Source organism: Burkholderia sp. AU31652, from assembly GCF_002223155.1.
GTDB lineage: Bacteria > Pseudomonadota > Gammaproteobacteria > Burkholderiales > Burkholderiaceae > Burkholderia.
In genome coordinates this window covers 258,880-271,433 of the sequence record NZ_NKFG01000006.1, presented here as the reverse complement: position 1 = coordinate 271,433, position 12,554 = coordinate 258,880, and the positions used below count along the sequence as shown (strand labels likewise).

The window sequence follows — 12,554 nt, the reverse complement described above, 5'->3', positions numbered from 1 at the left end:
GGCACACGCCGGCCCGGCGCATGCCGGGTTGGGCGGCGCCCAGTCTAGGGACGCGGCGTGACGTCGACGTGATGAAGACATGACATCGCATGTCGCGCGCGTGACGTTGCGTGCGCAACGATTGATCGGGAAGCGATGCGTGACGGAATGGGTCAGGAATTACCGATCGCGGCGTGAGAAATCGGTCATATTTTTCCGGTTCGCGATGGAGGGGTGTGCTCGCGCATCGTTGCGGGTGCAACGGCATCGCATGACGCCCATGTTTCAAATGCGTGAAATCGGATAAGCTCGACACGTTGCTGCGCACGTGTCGCAGCCCGCGCGACTGGCGCGACTTTTCGGAACCGGCTCACCCATGACCGACATCACGATCCGGCACAGCGAGGCGCACGACGTCGACGCGATCCGGCAAATCGCCGCGCATCCCGCGGTGTACGCGAATACGTTGCAGCATCCGTTTCCGTCGCTCGAGAAATGGCAGAAGCGGCTCGACGGCGTGCGCGAGCACGGCGTGAGCCTCGTCGCCGAAATCGACGGCGTGGTGGTCGGCCATCTCGGCCTGCATCCCGAACAGAATCCGCGCCGTCGCCATGCGGCAGGGCTCGGCATGATGGTCGACGCGGCGCGCCACGGGCGCGGCGTCGGCAGCCGGTTGCTCGCGGCCGCGATCGATCTCGCGGAAAACTGGCTGAACATCACGCGTCTCGAGCTGACCGTGTTCACCGACAACCGCGCGGCCGTCGGGCTCTACGAGAAGCATGGCTTCCGGATCGAGGGTGAATCGCCGGGCTATGCATTGCGCGATGGCGTGCATGCGTCCGTGTATCACATGGCGCGGATCAAGGCGCGGCAGTGAAGGCTCGGCCGACGCGTATCTGACAGCATGCGCGGCCGCGATGCCGCGTCATATTCATTCGAGAATTCGTTCGTTTTCTGCCGGCTGTGCCCGTCGTATCGTCGAAGGATTTGCCGGTCGCCTCGGCCGGCGTGCGTTTTTCCGAAACGATCATGCGCGGCGTTGCACGTCGGCAGGCTTCATCGTCATCGCTTCATGGCTGTTACTTCGCAGCCATCGCTTCGCGCGCCGCACCTTCCCGCAACTGTCTCTTTCAACGGACCCGCTTCGATGAAAACTGCTCTCCGGAATCTGACTGCCGCCTGCCTGCTCGCCGCCGCGGGTGCGGCGCTTGCCGCTGCCACGCCCACGGGCGCCCCGGCGGCGAGCGCCGCGCCTGATGGCGCGCACCTGCCGCCCGGCATCGCGTGGCAGCACGGCGACGTCGACGCCGCCTTCGCGCTGGCGAAGCGCACCGGCAAGCCGCTGCTGCTCTACTGGGGCGCGGTGTGGTGCCCGTCGTGCAACCAGGTGAAGTCGACGATCTTCAGCCAGCAGGCATTCAAGACCCGCTCGTCGTTCTTCGTGCCCGTGTATCTCGACGGCGATACCGAAAGCGCGCAGAAGCTCGGCGAGCGTTTCAAGGTGCACGGCTACCCGACGATGATCCTGTTCCGTCCCGACGGCACCGAAGTGACGCGGCTGCCGGGCGAAGCCGATCTCGATCGCTACATGCAGGCGCTGTCGCTCGGGATGACGGCCGCGCATCCGGTGCGTCAGACGCTCGCGACCGCGCTGAAGAATGGTGCGTCGCTGACGCCGGACGAATGGCGCCTGCTGGCCGACTATTCGTGGGATACCGACGGCGCGCTGCCAGTGGCGGCCGATCGCGTCGCGGAGACGCTGCAGTCGCTCGCGCAACGCGCACGCGCGGCCGGCGCGAAGGCCGAATCGGCGCGCTTCGCGCTGAAGTCGGCCGTGGTCGCCGCGTCCGACGATCCGGCGCAGGCCGGCGCGCTCGACAAGGCGGCGCTTGCCGATTCGTTGCGCACGGTGCTGCAGGATCCTGTGTTGTCGCGCGCCGACTCGGACGTGCTGGTTGCGGCGCCCGCGCGCGTGGTCGCGTATCTCGTCGGCGACGACGCGCCGCGCGCGAAATTGCGCGGCGCGTATGACACAGCCCTCGCGCGCCTGTCGACCGATACCACGCTGTCGTCGATCGACCGGCTGATGGCGCTGCACGGCCGCGTGCTGCTCGCGCGCGGCGATGCACGCAAGGGGGCACCGCTGGCCGCGCCGGCGCTGGCCGACACGGCGCGCAAGCAGATCGCCGCGTCGGTGCAGGGCGCCGCGAATGCCTACGAGCGGCAGGCGCTCGTCAGCGAAGGGGCCGACACGCTGACCGACGCGGGGCTGTACGACGAGTCGGATGCCTTGCTGAAGACCGAGCTGACGCGTTCGTCCACGCCGTACTACTTCATGTCCGGGCTGGCTGCGAATGCGAAGGCGCGCGGCGACAAGGCCGCGGCGCTCGACTGGTACCGCAAGGCCTATGACGCGGCGAGCGGGCCGGCGACGAAGCTGCGCTGGGGCGCGACCTACTTTGCGAATGCGGTCCAACTGGCGCCGGACGATTCGGCGCGCATCGAAGGGATTGCCGCGAGCGTGCTCGCGCAGGCCGACAAGACGCGCGATGCGTTCTACGGCGCGAACCTGCGCGCGCTGACCAAGGTCGTCACGCAGTTGAACCAGTGGCGCGCCAGCGGTGCACACGATGCATCGGTCAAAGCGATCGCGAAGCAGTTCGACGGTATCTGTGGGAAACTGCCCGCCGGCGATCCGCAGGCAAGCGCCTGCGCGCGCCTGATCCAGCCGGTCAAGGCATAGATCCGGTGGCACTGCGTGGGCTGTCGGGATGCCTTGCGGCGCTTGTCCCGATACCCACGAGGCCACCGACACCATGCCCCACCTGACGCTCGAATATTCCGCGAACCTCGACGGGTTCGATGCCGGCGCGACCTTGCGCGCGCTCAATGCCGCGCTTGCCGCGTCCGGTCATTTCAACGAGCTCGACATCAAGAGCCGCGCGCTGCGGTTCGATACATTCGCGGTCGGCACGTCGCCGGCGCCGCGCGCGTTCGTCCACGCGAAGCTCGCGGTGCTGAGCGGCCGGACGACCGACGTCAAACGTGAATTTTCGGAGCAGGTGCTGGCGGAACTGAAGCGGCACGTCGTTGCGCCGCCCGGCACGCACCTGCAGCTGAGCGCGGAAATACTCGAACTGGAACGCGAGTCCTACGCGAAAGCGAGCACCGAGCCGCGCTGAGCGGACGGTGCGGTGCGTGCGGCGCGAGCCGCGAACGTGGCGGTGGTGCGCGCACGGCCGGCGGATTCGAAACCGGACTATTGGCCCGTGGAGTACGTGCCGCGATTGCCGTAGCCGGCGCCCGCGGCCCGCGGCGCACCCTGCTGCCGCGCGATCTTCGCCTCGGCGGCCTGGATGCTGGCCGGGTAGAACCAGTCGCTCGGCTGGAAGCCGGCCTTTCTCAGTGCAACCACTTCGGCATGAACTTCGGCGCGCGTGAGCGGCTGGCTGGTTTGCGCCTGCGCGGCGAGCGGCGCGGCGAAGACGGCGGCGAGGGCGATGGTGCGGATGAGCGGGTTCATGAGCGGATACCTCCAGGTTTTCGACGGTGCCGATCGCATGCGGTCACCGTTGAAAGCAGTGTAGGCCTCGCCCGACGCGCGAAAAATGCCGCTGCGACCAACGTAGTGTTCTGCTGCGGATAACAATGCGTGAGCCGGCGAGCGCGCGTGGGCGGCGTGCGGCAAAAGGGGGAGGAGTGGAGGCGCGGCCGGCCGCATCGACGCGGCCGGCGGGCGGCGGCCCGGAGACGGGCCGCTGCGGGGTGTTACACGAGCCCTGTCGTGTAGTACACGGCGATCACGAAGAACACCGCGAGCGTCTTGATGATCGTGACCGCAAAGATGTCGCGATACGACTCGCGGTGCGTGAGGCCCGTGACCGCGAGCAGCGTGATCACGGCGCCGTTGTGCGGCAGCGTGTCCATGCCGCCGCTGGCCATCGCGACGACCCGGTGCAGCACGTCCAGCGGGATATTCGCGGCCTGCGCACCCTTGATGAACAGGTCCGACATTGCGGCGAGCGCGATGCTCATGCCGCCCGACGCCGAGCCCGTGATACCGGCGAGCGAGCTGACCGACACGGCCGCGTTGACGAGCGGGTTCGGAATGCTCTTCAGCGCATCGCTGACGACGAGGAAGCCCGGCAGCGCGGCGATCACGCCGCCGAAGCCGTATTCCGACGCGGTGTTCATCGCGGCGAGCAGCGCACCGGCGACGGCGGCCTTCGAACCGGCCGCGAAGCGCCCGCTCACGCGCTTGAATGCGGTCAGCACGACCAGCACGATGCCGAGCAGCAGCGCAGCCTCGACCGACCAGATCGCGACGACCGTCTTGATCGACGTCGTGACCGGCGCGTGCACGCCGGGCAGCACGTCCGGCGCGACCGTATACGACGCGGCACCGTACCACTGCGGAATCAGCTTCGTGAACGCGAAGTTCGACACGCCGACCAGGATCAGCGGCAGGATCGCGAGCGCGGGATGCGGCAGCGACGTGGTCTCGACACGCTCCGGCTCGTTGACGAGCGACGTGCCGTAGCCTTCGCCCTTCGCCATCGCCGAACGGCGGCGCCATTCGAGATACGTGAGGCCGACGACGATGATGAACAGCGAGCCGATCGTGCCGAGCACCGGCGCGGCCCAGGCGGTCGTCTTGAAGAACGTGGTCGGGATGATGTTCTGGATCTGCGGCGTGCCGGGCAGCGAATCCATCGTGAACGAGAACGCGCCGAGCGCGATCGCGCCGGGCATCAGCCGTTTCGGGATGTTGCTCTGGCGATAGAGTTCGGCCGCGAACGGATAGACCGCGAACACCACGACGAACAGCGATACGCCGCCATAGGTGAGCAGCGCGCACACCGCGACGATCACCGCATTCGCGCGTGAGCGGCCGATGTAGCGGATCGCCGCATGGACGATCGACTCGGAGAACCCGGAGAGTTCGATCACCTTGCCGAACACTGCGCCGAGCATGAACACCGGGAAATACAGTTTGACGAAGCCGACCATCTTCTCCATGAAGATGCCGGAGAAGACCGGCGCGACGGCGGCGGGTTCGGTCAGGAGCACCGCGCCGAGCGCGGCGATCGGCGCGAACAGGATCACGCTGTAGCCGCGATACGCGGCGAACATCAGGAACGCCAGCGCGGCGAGGACGATCACGAAAGACAAGGGAGTCTCCTAATGGCTTTGGTTGTTGTTCGATCGCGGGACGCGCCGCGGACCGGCTCAGGTTCGTGCAGGTTTCGTGCCATCGGCCGGATTGCGCCGCCGGACATGGGTCCGCCGGAGACTGGCGGGCCCGCGCCGGTCGTTGTCTGAGGATTCTACATAAAACGTCTCCATCCGGAGACGAAATGGCCGTCCGGCCAGCCCGTGGAACCGGGCAGGCTTTCCTGGGCAACGTGTTGCGGCGTGTCTCCAGAGTGAGATAATCCGTCTCGTTCCGGAGACAGCCGGCCCAAAATACACGGAGACGACGACACGATGATGAATGACTGGGCTCGCCTGCCCGTCAACTACGGCGACGTGCTGCGGCGCGCCGCCGAGTCGCTGTTCCGGACCTTCGAGGATTCGAGCGCGGGCACGGTGGTCGTCGACCGCGATGCGCGTGTGGTGTGGATGAACGAGCGGTACGCGGCGCGCTTCGGTTTCGCCGATCCGCAGCAGGCCGTCGGCCTCGACTGCGAGGCCGTGATCCCGAACAGCCTGATGCGCGAGGTCGTGTCGACCGGGCAGCCGATCCTGCTCGACATCATGGAGACGGGCCGCGAGCCGCTCGTCGTCACGCGCCTGCCGCTGAAGAACGAGGCCGGCGAGACGGTCGGCGCGATCGGCTTCGCGTTGTTCGACCAGTTGAAGACGCTCACGCCGATCTTTTCCCGCTACGCACAGCTGCAGCAGCAGCTGATCGCGACGCAGCGTTCGCTCGCGCAGGCGCGCCGCGCGAAATACACGTTCGCGAGCTTCGTCGGCACGAGCGCCGCGAGCCTCGAAACCAAGCGCCAGGCGCGCCGCGCCGCGCAGGTCGATTCGCCGGTGCTGCTGCTCGGCGAGACGGGCACCGGCAAGGAACTGCTTGCGCATGCGATTCACGCGGCGTCGGCGCGCGCGCTCCAGCCGCTCGTGACCGTCAACGTCGCCGCGATTCCCGACACGCTGCTCGAAACCGAGTTCTTCGGCGCGGCGCCCGGCGCATACACGGGCGCCGATCGCAAGGGGCGCATCGGCAAGTTCGAGCTGGCCGATCGCGGCACGCTGTTTCTCGACGAGATCGGCGACATGCCGCTGCCGCTGCAGGGCAAGCTGCTGCGCGTGCTGCAGGACAAGGAATTCGAGCCGGTCGGCTCGAACCGGATCGTGCGCGCCGACGTCCGGATCATCGCGGCGACGAGCGCCGACCTGCCGGCGCTGGTCGCGGCCGGGCGTTTTCGCGCGGATCTCTATTACCGGCTGAACGTGCTGACGATCCACGCGCCGCCGCTGCGCGAGCGCGCGTCCGACATCGCGGCGCTCGTCTACGCGACGCTCGAGGAGTTGGCCGCGCAGCACGGGCGCGCCGCCCATTGCGAGCTGACCGACGATGCGCTGCGGATGCTGTGTGCGTATCCGTGGCCGGGCAACGTGCGCGAGTTGCGCAACACGCTCGAACGCGCGTTGATGCTGTCGGACCGATCGGTGATCGATGCGCGCGCGCTCGCGCCGTTCCTTGGGCCGGTGCGCGTCTCGACGGACGGGGCCGCACCCGCGCAGCCGCTGGCCGTGGCACCGGTCGAACGGCGCGCGGGCGAGCAGCCTGCTGCGCCGGCCGCTTCGTATGCCGACGCATTGGCGGCGTGGGAGCGCCAGTTCCTGACCGATGCGCTGGCGGCCTGCGACGGGAAGGTGGTGGAAGCGGCCGCGCGCATCGGGATCGGCCGCGCGACGCTGTACAAGAAACTGGCGGCGCTGGGCATCGACCGGTAAGCCAGACGGCCAAACGTGCGCGCTCGGGCGTGAAGCATCGAACAGGAGATCACGATGAAACGGATCGGCATCGCAGGGTGGCTGACCATGTTGCTGGCGACCGCTGCGTTCGCGCAGTCCGGCGACACCGATGCGCCCGAGGCGCGGCGCAACTGGTACAACGATCCGTTCATCGCGCTGTCGCGGGACGTGGCCGAATGCCCGTTGCCGCTCGGCCCGTGGATGACCCGGGCCGAGATGACGGACGACGCGCATTACCGCGCCGAACGCGGCACCACCTGCTGGCTCGCGCATCGCTGCACGAAGCCGAATTCCTATATGTATGACGCACCGATCGCCGATGCCGTGAAGGCGCACTTCGCCGGCTCCGATCGGCTGCATGGCACGAGCCTGTGGATCACCGTGCAGCGACGTTTCATTTACGTCGAAGGATGTGCGGATACGGCGTTCGATCAGCCGGCGTTGCAGCGCGAACTCGAGGCGCTTCCGGACGTCGAGCAGGTGTTCGTTCGCATCACCGACGATCCACGCAAGCGCTTGCCGTACAAGGCGCGCGGGCAACCCGGCCGTACGCCGAACTGACGGCCGAAGGGCCGCGCATGGCATACTCGCGACATTCAAAAAAAGGTTGACGGGAACCACAATGAAACACATGCTTGCGTCGGTCTGTCGGCGGCCTCGGGCGGCCGTTGTCTTGGCTCTGGTTGCAGGGCTCGGCGGGTGTGGCGGCAGCGCACCGCTGTTCACTTCGGACGGGCGTCCGACTACCCAGGTGCAATGCACCGGTAGCGACTGGAGCAATTGCACCGACAACGCGCGGGCGATCTGCAACGGCGATTTCGAAGTGATTCAGCAATCGAGAGATGACGCCACGCGAAATCTTCTCTTCGCGTGCAAGAAAAAGAGCGGTTATTGATCCCGAGATAACCGGCTGAGGAGACCACGATCGGGCGAAGCGTTTTTCTGTTGGCTGAGCGTCATCTATTTTTCACGAATAACACTCACGGAGTCCCATCCATATGGCGACCTACAGGCAACTGAGCGCGCAGCTCGAACGGCTTCAGCAAAAGATCGACAAGGAACGTGAAAAGGCGATTGCCGATGCGATTGCCGATATCCGCGCGAAAATCGAGGAATACGACATTACGCCGGAAGAGCTCGGGTTTCGTCCGGTAGGCGCGGCCGCTGGCGCAACCAAGCCGAAGCGCGTGTCGCCGCCGAAATATTTGAACCCGAAGACGGGTGAAACCTGGAGTGGCCGCGGGCGCTCGCCGACCTGGCTCGGCAAGAATCGCGAGCGTTTCCTGATCAAGGACTGACTCCCGAAAAACCTCACCTTTCGCGTACTGACTGACGGTGCGAACGGCCATGCGGCCGCCGCACCGTTTTGTTTTTGTGCATTTCCGGCGCGATTCCCGATGGCGTATTGAACTGCGACGCCGCGCAATTAACGGATCCCGTTTTGCGAATTCACTGCGATTCGCCGGGATATCGCGGCGAATTCCGGTAAACAGCCGCGCAATTGCGCAGCGCATGCGCATTGGCCTGCGCCATTCTCGTGGTGCACGCGTGCTGCGAATTCCGATCACCTTTCGCGTGTTGGCGCGTGGCGCCGTGCAATTCCCGAAGAGTCTCACCATGGCTCCTGTAAATCCTCACCTTTGACGAAGTGGACGCAGCGTCGCGCTGCACGCCTGCACCGTGTGCGCCGAGCGGATGTGCTCGGCCGGCGCGCGGCGATGGCTTCCGTACTGGTGTTGCAGGCCCATGATGCGAGCGTTGACGTGGGTCGAACAGTCGGCCGTTCGGCATATAGGCAGCCGCATGCGCTTCGCCTATGCTTGGGGTTCGCGTCGATCGGCGTATGGCCTGCCCGTGCCGCATGCCGATCGGGTCGTCTTTCGTTACCGCAGGGAGCCGATGTGACCGTTCGCCATCTCGATGCGTTGTTCCAGCCCAAGTCCGTTGCGGTCGTCGGCGCGTCGTCGCGCGCGGGCAGTATCGGCGCGATGGTGTGGTCGCGCGTGCTCGACGGTGGATTCGAGGGGCCCGTGTGGCCCGTCAATCCGAAGTATCGTGAGCTGCACGGGCATCCGGTCGTTGCCGATGTCGACCGGTTGCCCGCGCCGCCATCGGTGGCCGTGATCTGCACGCCGCCCGCGACCTGGGCCGGCATCGTGCGCAAGCTCGGCGAGCTCGGCACGCGCGTTGCGGTGATCGTCGGCGAGGCGCGCACCGATGCCGATCGCACCGCGCTCGATCGCACGCTGAAGGCGGCGAAGCCGTTCGTGCTCCGTATCGTCGGGCCGGGCAGCCTCGGCGTGCTGTCGCCTGCACGGCACGCGCATTTCGGCGCGCCGGCCTACACGGCACGATCGGGCGGCGTCGCGTGGGTGTCGCAATCGAACGCGCTGACGAACGCGGTGCTCGGCTGGGCCGATGCACGGGGCCTCGGCTTTTCGCACGTCGTCGCGCTCGGCGGCGAGTCCGACGTCGATGCGGGCGACGTGCTCGATTATCTCGCGAGCGATCCCGGCACGCGCGCGATCCTGCTCGAACTCGATACCGTGCGCGCCGCGCGCAAGTTCATGTCGGCCGCGCGCGCGGCCGCACGCAACAAGCCGGTGCTCGCATTGCGCACCGGCCGCGCCGATCCCGGCGACGCGCTCTATACGGCGGCGTTCCAGCGCGCGGGGATGGTGCGGGTGGATGCGCTCGACGATCTGCTCGACGAGATCGAGACGCTCGGCGTCGGCCGCGTCACGGCGCGCGGCGCGGCCACGCTCGTGACGAGCGACGCGGGTGTCGCGAAACTCGCGGTCGATGCGGTGGCCGAGGTGCGCGATGTGCTGACCGACTGGTCGCCCGCGGCCACGTCGGCGGTGTCGGCCGCGCTGCCGCATCTCGCTTCACCCGGCAATCCGCTGACGCTGGGCGACGATGCGCGCCCCGAGCATTTCGCCGCGGCGGTCAAGGCGCTCGCGCCGTTCCCGCAAACGGGCACGCTGTTCGTCGTCCATTCGACTTCCCACAGCGCGCCGGCCGATGCGGTTGCGCATACGCTGATCGAATCACGGCAGTACGCGCATCGCGGCATCCTCGCGTGTTTCTTCGGCGCGGTCGATGCGGCGACGCGCGATGCGCTGCACGCGAACGGCATTCCGGTGCACACCACGCCGCAGCGGCTCGCGCGCGCGTATGCGCGTCTCGTCGACTACAACCTCGGGCGGCAACTGCTGATGCAAACGCCCGAGGGTACGCCGCTGCAGCCGGCCGAGTGTGTTGCGTCCGCGCAGGCCGATGCGCGCCGGATGGTCGAAGCCGGCCAGCATGAATTGACCGGCGAAGCCGCGCTGCGCTGGCTGTCTCATTTTGGCCTGCAGGGCGAGCCTGCCGTCGAGCCGGCGGGAAAGAAAGTCGTCGATGTCACCGTCGACATGTACGACGATTCGAACTTCGGCCCGGTGTTTCGCTATGCCGTGCCGCCCGCGGACGGCGTATCGGCGCCGTTCGTCGTCTATGGCCTGCCACCGCTGAACACCGTGCTTGCCCGCGCGGTGATGGAGCGCTCGCCGTATGCACGCAGCACACCCGTCGAGCCGACGCTCGACGCGTTGACGGCGCTGTCGCAGGTCGTCTGCGACGTGCGTGAAGTCGTTGCGATGTCGGTCACGCTGCGCGTGCTGTCCGACCGCGCGCACGTGATCGCGCCGCGCATCACGCTGGCCGCGGGGCGCAGCCGGCTCGCGATCATGCCGTATCCGCGCCACCTCGAGCAGACGCTCGAGTGGCGCGGCGAGACGGTGACGATCCGCCCGATCCGTCCGGAAGACGAGGCCGCGCACAACGAACTGCTCGGCGCGATGACGCCGGAGGATCTGCGGATGCGTTTCTTCGGCGCGGTGCGCAGCTTCGATCATTCGCAGGTCGCGCGCATGACGCAGATCGATTACGACCGTGAGATGGCCTTCATCGTGTCGTTCACCGATGTGTCGGGGCGCGACCACACGCTCGCGGTGGCGCGCGCGGTGGCCGATCCCGACAACGAGACGGCGGAGTTCGCGATCGCGGTACGACCCGATCAGAAGGGCAAGGGGCTTGGCCGGCTGATGATGACCCGCATCATCGACTACGCGCGCTCGCGCGGAACCGCCTGGATGATCGGCGAGGCGCTGCGCGAGAACACGGCGATGATCTCGCTGGCGAAGGCGTGCGGGTTCGCGGTGTCGACGACGGAGGAGCCTGGCGTCGTGGGTTTCAGGATGAAGTTGCAGCCGTAGCGTCTGTCGGCGGCCCGACGCGCGGAGACGTTGCATGCGGTGGATGTCTCCGGCCTTCCGGCACGTTCCGAATGTTGCCGGTCAGGAATGCAGAGCATTCGAACCTGCCTCGAGAGCGAGGCAGCCGAGAACGAGTCGGCGCCTGTTCGCGGCGGAAATATCGACGCGCAAATGGCACCGATCCGGCACCGCGAGACGCGTACCGCTTGCCGCGATATTCGCCCCGCAGCGCCGTTTCGGACAGGTGTCCGCACGCATTTACCGTCGCATTCCACCTTCGAAAATTCGAACTTGCCCAAAAGGTGAGATTTTTCGGGAGCTGTCGGTGAGCTTCTCCGGGAAGGTTGGGGTGAGTCGATACGGGAGCGCTTGGTGAGCCGATACAGGAGCACTCGGTGAGCCTTCCCGGGAATGGCCGGTGAGCACCTGCGGGAGCCGCCGGTGAGCCTTTCCGGGGCGCATGGGTGAGGATCTGCGGGAAGTGTCGGTGAGGACATCCGGGACGCTTTGGTGAGGGTCTCCAGGAGCCTGGGTGAGCTTTTTCGGGAGGGTTGGGTGAGCGCTTGCGGGACGCAAAGGTGAGGCTTTTCGGGAGCGTCCGGATGCACGTCTCCCGCAAGCGCAACGCCGGCCTGGGCCGGCGTCATGCGGGGTGCGGGCACGCATGAACCGTGCCCGTGGCTACATTCAGGCAGCGAGTTTCGACGCCGCGTCGTTCACCTGGTCGCGCGAAATCGCGAGTTCCTCGAGGTGCGGATCGGCATAGACGGCGCCGGTTTCGCGCTCGAGGCGGGCGATCGTCAGCGCACAGCGCGCGGTGTCCTTCGGCATTGCGATGAAGCGCTTGACCGATTCGCCGGACGTGAATGCTTCGAACAGCGCGCCGCGCACGTCGTCCGGAAGCGTCTTGGTCCACTGGTACGGCTTGCCGTTGAACGTGATCGACGGCGGCAGCGTGCGTTCCTTCTTGGTCGCCGTGATGAGCCCGTAGGTGCGGGCCGCGTCGCCGATCTGCTCGGGCGAGAAGAGTTCGTCGGGCGTGATGTCGAACTGCTCGATGTAGCTCTCGATCGCCTGCATTGCAGCGGTACGATCGTCGCGCTTCTTCTGCGCGCGCGCGACGATATCGCGCAGCTCGTCCGCCTCTTCGGGCGTGATCGTGAAGCTTGCCTGCTTCTGCTGAAGTTCGGAGAAACGCTGGAATTCTTGATCGTTCAGAAGTTTGGCCATGACATCCATCGGACACGACGGCCGCGACAACCGGCCGCCGTAGTTTTTGAGAGGGCCGCTATTTTAGCGTAGCGCCGTGGGCGCACGATATGGCACCGT

General features: G+C 66.9%; 11 protein-coding genes. 8 read left to right on the top strand and 3 right to left on the bottom strand.

Features of this window, described 5'->3' with window-relative positions; all coding sequences use genetic code 11:
* Nucleotides 1–355: 355 nt before the first annotated feature.
* The 3 genes from CFB40_RS31350 to CFB40_RS31340 all read left to right on the top strand — a co-directional run bounded on the left by CFB40_RS31350 (nt 356) and on the right by CFB40_RS31340 (nt 3,161).
* Nucleotides 356–856, top strand: a complete 501-nt coding sequence (locus CFB40_RS31350; protein ID WP_089433485.1) for a GNAT family N-acetyltransferase — start codon at nt 356–358, stop codon at nt 854–856.
* 270 nt (nt 857–1,126) lie between these two features.
* On the top strand, nt 1,127–2,722 hold the full coding sequence (locus CFB40_RS31345; protein ID WP_089433484.1) for a thioredoxin family protein: 1,596 nt from the start codon (nt 1,127–1,129) through the stop codon (nt 2,720–2,722).
* Between the two features lie 73 nt (nt 2,723–2,795).
* Entirely contained in the window at nt 2,796–3,161 is a 366-nt protein-coding gene (locus CFB40_RS31340) for a 5-carboxymethyl-2-hydroxymuconate Delta-isomerase (RefSeq protein ID WP_089433483.1), read from the top strand.
* A 77-nt stretch (nt 3,162–3,238) separates the two neighbouring features.
* Here CFB40_RS31340 and CFB40_RS31335 read toward each other — a convergent pair whose 3' ends face one another.
* Together CFB40_RS31335 and CFB40_RS31330 are read right to left on the bottom strand one after the other, a co-directional pair.
* Entirely contained in the window at nt 3,239–3,502 is a 264-nt protein-coding gene (locus CFB40_RS31335) for a DUF4148 domain-containing protein (RefSeq protein ID WP_089433560.1), read from the bottom strand.
* 245 nt (nt 3,503–3,747) lie between these two features.
* Nucleotides 3,748–5,151 carry a GntP family permease gene (locus tag CFB40_RS31330; RefSeq protein ID WP_089428826.1) on the bottom strand — a complete coding sequence of 468 codons (1,404 nt, stop codon included), beginning with the start codon at nt 5,149–5,151 and terminating at the stop codon, nt 3,748–3,750.
* 315 nt (nt 5,152–5,466) lie between these two features.
* Between CFB40_RS31330 and CFB40_RS31325 the strand changes: the two genes are divergently transcribed.
* The 5 genes from CFB40_RS31325 to CFB40_RS31305 all read left to right on the top strand — a co-directional run bounded on the left by CFB40_RS31325 (nt 5,467) and on the right by CFB40_RS31305 (nt 11,225).
* Complete coding sequence (locus CFB40_RS31325; protein ID WP_089433482.1) at nt 5,467–6,945, top strand: sigma-54 interaction domain-containing protein; 1,479 nt, start codon at nt 5,467–5,469, stop codon at nt 6,943–6,945.
* A 54-nt stretch (nt 6,946–6,999) separates the two neighbouring features.
* Nucleotides 7,000–7,527, top strand: a complete 528-nt coding sequence (locus tag CFB40_RS31320) for a BON domain-containing protein (RefSeq protein WP_089433481.1) — start codon at nt 7,000–7,002, stop codon at nt 7,525–7,527.
* A gap of 61 nt (nt 7,528–7,588) precedes the next feature.
* Nucleotides 7,589–7,861, top strand: a complete 273-nt coding sequence (locus CFB40_RS31315) for a hypothetical protein (protein WP_089428829.1) — start codon at nt 7,589–7,591, stop codon at nt 7,859–7,861.
* 103 nt (nt 7,862–7,964) lie between these two features.
* A complete protein-coding gene (locus CFB40_RS31310) occupies nt 7,965–8,264 on the top strand; it encodes an H-NS histone family protein (RefSeq protein ID WP_089433480.1) in 300 nt (99 codons plus the stop codon).
* A gap of 603 nt (nt 8,265–8,867) precedes the next feature.
* Complete coding sequence (locus CFB40_RS31305; protein ID WP_089433479.1) at nt 8,868–11,225, top strand: GNAT family N-acetyltransferase; 2,358 nt, start codon at nt 8,868–8,870, stop codon at nt 11,223–11,225.
* Between the two features lie 687 nt (nt 11,226–11,912).
* On the opposite strand, the gene CFB40_RS31300 is transcribed toward CFB40_RS31305, so the two are convergent.
* The gene (locus tag CFB40_RS31300; protein WP_039349620.1) at nt 11,913–12,464 is read right to left on the bottom strand and encodes a hypothetical protein; all 552 of its coding nucleotides are present in this window, start codon (nt 12,462–12,464) and stop codon (nt 11,913–11,915) included.
* Nucleotides 12,465–12,554 lie beyond the last annotated feature (90 nt).

Excerpts from the sequence above, each read along its gene's own strand:
- CFB40_RS31340 (WP_089433483.1), top strand. The coding sequence starts at position 2,796 with ATGCCCCACCTGACGCTCGAATATTCCGCGAACCTCGACGGGTTCGAT.
- CFB40_RS31325 (WP_089433482.1), top strand. The coding sequence starts at position 5,467 with ATGATGAATGACTGGGCTCGCCTGCCCGTCAACTACGGCGACGTGCTG.
- CFB40_RS31320 (WP_089433481.1), top strand. The coding sequence starts at position 7,000 with ATGAAACGGATCGGCATCGCAGGGTGGCTGACCATGTTGCTGGCGACC.
- CFB40_RS31335 (WP_089433560.1), bottom strand. The coding sequence starts at position 3,502 with ATGAACCCGCTCATCCGCACCATCGCCCTCGCCGCCGTCTTCGCCGCG.
- CFB40_RS31350 (WP_089433485.1), top strand. The coding sequence starts at position 356 with ATGACCGACATCACGATCCGGCACAGCGAGGCGCACGACGTCGACGCG.
- CFB40_RS31315 (WP_089428829.1), top strand. The coding sequence starts at position 7,589 with ATGAAACACATGCTTGCGTCGGTCTGTCGGCGGCCTCGGGCGGCCGTT.
- CFB40_RS31310 (WP_089433480.1), top strand. The coding sequence starts at position 7,965 with ATGGCGACCTACAGGCAACTGAGCGCGCAGCTCGAACGGCTTCAGCAA.
- CFB40_RS31345 (WP_089433484.1), top strand. The coding sequence starts at position 1,127 with ATGAAAACTGCTCTCCGGAATCTGACTGCCGCCTGCCTGCTCGCCGCC.
- CFB40_RS31300 (WP_039349620.1), bottom strand. The coding sequence starts at position 12,464 with ATGGATGTCATGGCCAAACTTCTGAACGATCAAGAATTCCAGCGTTTC.